Source organism: Frankia sp. CeRuru1 (assembly GCF_977966315.1).
The window spans coordinates 1-6527 of record NZ_CDWWEW010000136.1 but is presented as its reverse complement, the minus strand read 5'-3'; the positions used below and the strand labels follow the sequence as shown (position 1 = coordinate 6527).

Genomic DNA, 6527 nt, shown 5'->3' with positions numbered 1-6527 from the left:
TCCAGAACATCCGCCGCGGCCACTACGAACTCGGGATCGACACCGACCCGCACGCACGGCTGACAGCCGCGTTCACCGAGCTCACCCTCGCAATCTGATCACCCGCCCGGCAGGGTCAACCATGCCCTGCCTTCCCCCAATGCAACAGACCCATCTCGCGTCCCGCGACGCTCATCACAGCCCAGCCAGTAACCTCGCCGACGAATCCTGCTAGCCTCAACGAACTTCGAAGCTCGAGACGAACCGCAAGCAAACGGGCCTCGCGCCACCCCGAGCTCGGCACAGCGACCGGCAGCGTCACCTCTTCAGGTATCGTCGAGGCACCGGCCGGTGTGGCGCAATTGGTAGCGCTCTCGACTTGTAATCGAGCGGTTAGGGGTTCGAGTCCCCTCACCGGCTCCAGACAGATGGCCTCTGACCTGCGGTTTTGCGAAATCAGAGATCATCTATTCAAGATCGAAATGGGTTTGTGTGCGCATTGTGTGCGCATTCGGCAATTTTGTGCAGGAAGCGATCATGAACGGGGTGTCCCCTCCGGGCGCCTGGACCGGGACCTGCGGTCGCGACACCACCCCGACGACGGTTACGCTCCGTTATCGCCTGCCGTTCTGAGGGCGGGTGGGATCGGCGAGAACGATGCGTGGCGGCTGACGGTGGCCGGTCCGCCACCCCACCCCACGCCACCGCGGCACGGGGATCGGACGTTCACGGCGCCGCCAGGGTCGATGGCGGCGCCGTGGACGTGAACATGGCGACGGAGCAAGCAACCCGGTGTTAGCACCGGGGATCGCCGCAGCGTGGAACGGGATCCGCCGTGCCCCCACGGGTCCGCCCCGGTCAGGTCACCCCCGACCCGCACCGGCGACATCGACGCCATGGCCGACGCTATGGGCCTCGACGCGGGTCGCGGCCAGGTACGCCAAATCCGGATAGCCGAGATTCTTCGCGGTGAACGCCGCCGCGACGCATGCTTCGACGAGCGTGTCCAACGCCAGCCGGTGGGCCTGCTCGTCGGCCGCCAGACGGGGCCGGGCGGCGCAGGTGGTGAGCTGAGCTGACCGAGATCCGGCAGGCAGCTACCTCGGCTTACGGCGACGCCGGTCAAGGGCCGCTATGCCGACCGCGGCCACGGCGACGACGAGCAGGCTGCCACCAAGCTGGACCTCCTGCCAGAGGCGGTCATGCAGCGATGCGCTGGCGCTCACCTTCCGCAGCTCTCCGACCAAGATCAGTGCGATGACGGCGAAAAGACCCGCCTGCTGGGCCAGCATGGACAGCGGCGGACGCACGAGCCGGCGTAACTCCTGGTTTGTTGCTTCCTGGGCGTCCCACCGTTTCTGCTCCGCGGCGGCTCGCTCCGCTTCCCCGATACCGTCGATGATCAGGTTTCGTTCCCGTAGATCCTGGTCCTGCAACAGGCCGTGGCTGCCACGGCTGCCGGTTGCGGGCAGGAGCCGCAGCGCGTTGTCGATGCTGTCGAGCGCCGCGGCATAGTGGCCGCACCGGCGTCGGCCGGTCGCGAGCCGGAAGTGGAAGGTGTGGTCCGTGGGGTACTCGGTCACGGCTTCTTCGGCGTGGCGCCGCAACAGCTCGGATCGTCGCGGTCGGGCGCCGCGAGCGCCAGAGGCGAGGATTCCAGGAACCGGTGGAGGTCGTCGAACCAGAAGTTCATGCGGAGCTTGCTGGCGTGGTACACCGCCGCGAACGCGAAGACGGTGGGAGAGCCGCCGACCTGCTGGTCGATGCGGTCGACCACGCCTGTGAGATCCGCGCGGGACTCCACGCTGTCCCGGGTGATGAAGGCGTATCCGACCGCCCAGGTCTCGATGATCGTGCGGCGTTCGGCGGGGCTGGCCTGGCCGCTGTGGTCCTCCAGCCAGCGGGCGCAGCGGGCCGCGACCTCGACGGTGGGCTCGCGCAGGAACCTGCGGCGCCAGTACCGGTCGGCGCAGATCAGCCAGGGGTCGGCCACAAGGTCGGCGGAGGCGAGCTGGAACGGCGGTTCCACGCCGGCGTCGACCAGCGCCGAGGCGACGCTCTCGCACACTTCCCGCGAGTCGGCCGCCCTCACCTGCGACAGCGGCCGTACGATCGTGTCGATGTCCATGGCCCTCCTCGGTATGCGCCTCGTGCCGCCGTTGTCCACCACCGTCGTCGGCGTCTATCTTTTTCCGCGGGGCTTCTTCTTACGGGGTTGAGTACGCTGACCGGTCTCGCCGGTGCGGGTTTTTCGGTCGCGTTCCGGGCGCCGCGGGTTGACATCGTCGAGGACGGCTTCAACGATAGCGATCGCGTAAGCATTCACCTGGCTAATTGATGTTGCTGTGCGTGGTCGAGGCTGGAGCCGGGTGTGGATGTTGTTCGGATGGTTGGGTGTCGCGGGGTGGCTGGCTGGCTCGGGTGTGGTGATGTGGCGGGGTGTCGCCGGAGTTGGACGAGATGCCGCCTGAGGGGTTGCGTGCCGTCATCGGCGCGCAGGCTGAGCTGATCGGCCAGCTACGCGCGCAGAACGCCGCCCAGGCCGAGGTGATCGAGGAGCAGGGCCGGCGGATCGAGGAGCTCGCGGCCTAGTTGAAGGCGCTGGTACGTAAGCAGTCGCGGAATTCGAAGAACTCGTCGTTATCGCCCTCGACGGACGATGTGATCCCGGGGCGGGCGACGCCGAAGTAGACCGAGGACGAGGCGGCGAGGCCGGGCGCGGGCGGGAAGAAGCGGAAGCGCGGCAAACAGCCGGGCGCGGGCGGGCTGACGGCGGCTTGGGTGACCCCGGACAGGGTCGTGGCGCACTACCCGGTGGGCTCCTGCGGGTGCGGGGCGTCGCTGACGGACGCGCCGGTCGTCGGGCTCGCCCGGTCGCACCACTGCCACGACCTGGAGCCGGTCCGGTTCACGGTCGTGCGGCATGACCTCTACCGGGTGCACTGCGGCTGCGGGCGCGACCACGTCGCCGCCCAGCCCGAGGGGGTGTCGGCCGCGCCGGTCGCCTACGGGGAGAACCTGCGCGCGCTCGCGCTCTACCTGCTGGTGCGCCAGCACCTGCCGGTCGAGCGGACCACCGAGCTGATCGCGGAGTGGGCCGGGGTGCGGGTGTCGGCGGGCTGGGTGCACGGTCTGCTCGCCGAGGGCGCGGCCGCGGTCGCTCCCGCCCTCGAGGAGATCGAGGACCAGATCGCGCACGCCGACGTCGTCGGGTTCGACGAGACCCCGCTCAAGGTCGGCACGAAGGGCCAGAAGCGCTACGTGCTGTCCGCGTCGACGGTCAACCTCGTCCTGTTCGTGCTCGGCCGCCGTGACCTGGCGAGCTTCAAGGCGTTCCTGCTCGCCCGGGTGGTCGGGGTCGTCGTCCACGACCGGTACGCCCTCTACGACCACGACAAGTTCGCGGGCCTCGTCCACCAGCCACATCCTGGGCGACATCCAGGATGTGATCGAGACCTACCCGGACGCGCTGTGGGCACCGCAGCTCGGGCGGGCGCTGCAGGGCTTGGTCCACCAGGCCAACCTCGCCCGCGCCGCCGGCCTCGACGAGATCCCGCCGGCGCTGCGCGACCCACTCGTCGCCGAGTTCCGCGGCGCGGTCCGCGTCGGCCTCTCGAAGATCCCCGCGTGGACAGCGGTGAGCAGCCGGTTGGCCGCTGCCTACTCGAGTGTCTTCGCGACCGCCAAGACGACGTGCTCCGCTTCGTCTTCGACCTCGACGTGTGGCCCACGAACAACCAGTCCGAAGTGCGACACGAGGTCGCACGCTACAAGAGGATGTGTCGAAAGGAGGACCGGCTTATGCCGGTGGCATGATCCCGGGCCAGTGCCCGTTGGCCCGTTCCCACCTGGGCGTGCGTCGCTGGTAACGGCGGGGTGCGAAGCCCCGGGGTAGAAGCCCAAGGGCCCCTGATCCATCCGGGGGCTACAGGCGAGGGAAAGACCGGGCGGGTGAACGTGAGTGAACCCTCGATGATGTCTCGTTAGGTTGAGCCTCGGATAGATGGATGTTCTGCCGGGGTTTAGGGACCACGCCGCTGTGAGGCGGCAGGCGACGGCCGTCCATTCAGTATCGGCCGTGGTGGGCACCGCCGTCCCCGGGGTCGAGAGGGCACCCAATCCGGTCGTTGCTTGTGCGTGTGGAACGTGGAACCCCGTCGTGGTCCGACCCGTGAGGGCCGGTGAGCCGACCGTGAGGGAGGCCGATCCCCCGGCGGGAGAAGGATGACCCAAGAAGCGAACGCCGGCAGACCGAAAGGTGACGGGAAGCCCATGGCTGTAGTCGCGCCTCCTCCTGGCGTGGGCCGTGGGGAGAACCGGCCGGATACCGGACCTGGTGTCCGGGCCCGAAAGGGCGCCCACGTGGGTCAGGTGAGCCCGCGGAGACAACCGGTGACCACGGTGGCGGAACCGAAGGACACGTTGGACGCCCCGGCGATCGCCGGGGTGAACGGACCGGAGGACGACCGGCCCGGCTGGGACTGGTACGACATCGACTGGGACCAGGCGAACCGGGAAGTACGCAGGCTACGGCAACGGATCTTCGCGGCGTCAAGGGACGGGGACGTGAAGCGTCTCCGGAATCTGCAGAAACTGGCCTTGCGGTCCCTGGCGAACGCTCGGGTGAGCGTGCGGCGGGTGACGGAGGTCAATGCTGGCCGTCTGACCCCGGGGGTGGACGGCCGGGTCGTGCTGGACGCGCCGGAGAAGGCCGAACTGGCCGCGACGGTGCAGAAGCGGGCCCGGTCGTGGACCGCCCAGCCTGTCAGGCGGGTGTTCGTCCCGAAGCCGGGGAAGAACAAGAGCAGGCCGCTGGGAATACCGGTGATCTCCGATCGGGCGGTTCAGGCCATGGTGGTCACCGCGTTGGAACCAGAATGGGAAGCGAAATTTGAGCCGAAGTCGTATGGCTTCCGGCCCGGGCGTGGTTGCCAGGACGCCATTGCCGCGATCTTCTGGACCGTGGCGGGCACGCGGACGAAACGCCGGTGGGCGTTGGACGCGGACCTGGAAGCGGCGTTCGATCACGTGAACCATGATCACATACTCGGGCTGCTGGGCAGCTTCCCGGGACGGGAAGTGGTGGCCAGATGGCTGGCGGCGGGTGTGATCGGCCCAGACGGATACTGTCCGACCACCGAGGGGGTTCCCCAGGGCGGGGTGATCAGTCCACTGCTCTTTAATATCGCGCTTCATGGGATGGAGGAGGCAGCAGGTACCGTCTACGGGTGGAACCCTTACCGGAAGTCCGAGGAAACAGTAACGGGCACGCCGGTGCTGGTGCGGTACTGCGACGACTTCGTGGCGTTGTGCGACAGCCGGGAACAGACCGAACAGGTCAAAGCCCGGCTGACGCCGTGGCTGGCGGCCCGGGGGCTGGCCTTCAACGAGGACAAGACCCGCGTGGTCCACCTCGACGAGGGCCTCGACTTCCTCGGGTTCACCATCCGGCGCCACGGGCCGAAGCTGATCATCAAACCCAGCAAGGACGCGGTCCAACGTGTCCGGGCACGACTGGCCGCCGCGATGAAGGCCCTGCGCGGGGCTAACGCGAGCGCGGTCATCCGCACGCTCAACCCGATCATCCGGGGGTGGGCCGCCTACTACCGGGGTGTGGTGTCCACGGAAACGTTCCAAGCACTGGACAACTATCTGTGGAAACTCACCTACAAGTGGGCGCTGTTCCGCCACAACCATCGGGGGCGGCGGCGGATCGTCGCCCGGTACTACGGCCGTTTCCACCCGACCAGGCAAGACAGGTGGATGTTTGGAGACAGGGGCTCCGGCGCCTTCCTGCTACGCTTCGCCTGGACGAAAATCGTACGCCACGACCTGGTCAAGGGAAGGGCGTCCCCGGACGACCCTGACCTGGCCGGCTACTGGGCCCAACGCCGCCGCCGAGACAAGAAGAACGGCGACGGCCTGCCGCCGATTGGATGGCGCCGCACCACGCTGCTCAACAAACAGCAGGGGCGCTGCCCGATCTGCCAGGGCCTGCTGGCCCCTGACGTCGACCACCCACCGCGCAGCCCGGAAGAATGGGAACAGTGGGCAGTCGACGCCCGCCGGACGGTCACCGTCACCACGGCCGCCGGCCCCAGCGCGCATGACCGACAACCACGCCTTGTCCACGAGCACTGCCGGCAGCGGTGGTACCAGACCCGGCGCCGGACGGCACAGCCAAGCCAGAGCTCGAGACGCCCTCCGGGGCTTGCTTGAGCCGTGTGCCGCGACGAGTGGCACGCACGGTTCTGAGGGGGCCCCGGCGCAGCAATGCGCTGGGGCTACCCGACCGCGACCTGCGGCCGTTCAAGACCCAGCAGAAGATATCCGGCCGGCTCACCTTCGAGGCCGCCACCCGCTGCCGGCTCGCGCTGGCCATCTACCTCGGCACCGCCCGCAAACAGGGCGTCGGCGCCCTGCACGCGCTCCGCCTCGCGTTGCGCGCCACTCCCTGGATGCCTCCGGCCGCGGTCCCGACCTAACCGGCAGCCCCACCCAGCCACGCTCGAACCCGCCGTGCCGGCCCCGCCGGCACGGTCCCCGGC

Annotated in this window: 7 protein-coding genes and 1 tRNA gene; 5 read left to right on the top strand and 3 right to left on the bottom strand. The window is 68.7% G+C overall.

Features of this window, described 5'->3' with window-relative positions; translation table 11 throughout:
* The first annotated feature begins 326 nt into the window (after window positions 1-326).
* A tRNA-Thr gene (locus AC08OP_RS11965) sits at window positions 327-402 on the top strand.
* Between the two features lie 440 nt (window positions 403-842).
* On the opposite strand, the gene AC08OP_RS11960 is transcribed toward AC08OP_RS11965, so the two are convergent.
* The 3 genes from AC08OP_RS11960 to AC08OP_RS11950 form a co-directional block, all read right to left on the bottom strand.
* Window positions 843-989, bottom strand: coding sequence for a hypothetical protein (locus AC08OP_RS11960; protein ID WP_476614259.1), 147 nt, complete (start codon window positions 987-989; stop codon window positions 843-845).
* A gap of 87 nt (window positions 990-1076) precedes the next feature.
* On the bottom strand, window positions 1077-1562 hold the full coding sequence (locus AC08OP_RS11955) for a hypothetical protein (protein WP_476614258.1): 486 nt from the start codon (window positions 1560-1562) through the stop codon (window positions 1077-1079).
* Window positions 1559-2107, bottom strand: coding sequence for a hypothetical protein (locus tag AC08OP_RS11950; protein WP_476614257.1), 549 nt, complete (start codon window positions 2105-2107; stop codon window positions 1559-1561). Before AC08OP_RS11950 ends, AC08OP_RS11955 begins: the two co-directional genes overlap by 4 nt.
* Window positions 2108-2418: 311 nt before the next feature.
* Here AC08OP_RS11950 and AC08OP_RS11945 point away from each other — a divergent pair, with 311 nt between their 5' ends.
* The 4 genes from AC08OP_RS11945 (at window position 2419) to AC08OP_RS11930 (ending at window position 6464) form a co-directional block, all read left to right on the top strand.
* A complete protein-coding gene (locus AC08OP_RS11945; protein ID WP_476614256.1) occupies window positions 2419-2571 on the top strand; it encodes a hypothetical protein in 153 nt (50 codons plus the stop codon).
* A 207-nt stretch (window positions 2572-2778) separates the two neighbouring features.
* Window positions 2779-3795, top strand: coding sequence for an IS66 family transposase (locus tag AC08OP_RS11940; protein WP_476614255.1), 1017 nt, complete (start codon window positions 2779-2781; stop codon window positions 3793-3795).
* Window positions 3796-4371: 576 nt separating this feature from the next.
* Entirely contained in the window at window positions 4372-6198 is a 1827-nt protein-coding gene (gene ltrA / locus AC08OP_RS11935) for a group II intron reverse transcriptase/maturase (protein WP_476614254.1), read from the top strand.
* Window positions 6199-6215: 17 nt separating this feature from the next.
* The gene (locus AC08OP_RS11930) at window positions 6216-6464 is read left to right on the top strand and encodes a hypothetical protein (protein WP_476614253.1); all 249 of its coding nucleotides are present in this window, start codon (window positions 6216-6218) and stop codon (window positions 6462-6464) included.
* The last annotated feature ends 63 nt before the right edge of the window (window positions 6465-6527 follow it).